The organism is Halalkalicoccus sp. NIPERK01 (assembly GCF_030287405.1).
In the GTDB taxonomy this organism is placed as follows: domain Archaea; phylum Halobacteriota; class Halobacteria; order Halobacteriales; family Halalkalicoccaceae; genus Halalkalicoccus.
Map to the genome: position 1 here is coordinate 1 of NZ_JASVVV010000068.1, position 238 is coordinate 238.

General features: G+C 64.3%; 1 protein-coding gene. It reads right to left on the reverse strand.

All coding sequences use genetic code 11. From position 1 onward, the window contains the following. Window positions 1–6 precede the first annotated feature (6 nt). On the reverse strand, window positions 7–238 hold a 232-nt coding region (locus QRT08_RS18580; protein WP_286047482.1), incomplete at its 5' end, for a DUF2827 family protein.

The following is a 238-nucleotide window of genomic DNA, read 5'->3' on the forward strand; positions in this document are numbered from 1 at the left end:
GGTCCATCACGCCGCCTCCGGCGTGTTCAGGGCCCCGGTCACGGAGTCCGCGCCCCGCTCGCCGTGATACGCATTCCAAATCGCGTCGCTGTAGAGCTTGACGTTGGCATCCGATGTCGGATCAAGCTTGGCCAGCAGCATCCGCGCCTTGGCCCTGTAATCGTCAAGATTGCGATCGTGCTCAATGACCGCCTGGAGCAGCGCCCGGCCCCCGTCCTGCGGATCGAAATCCCGATAG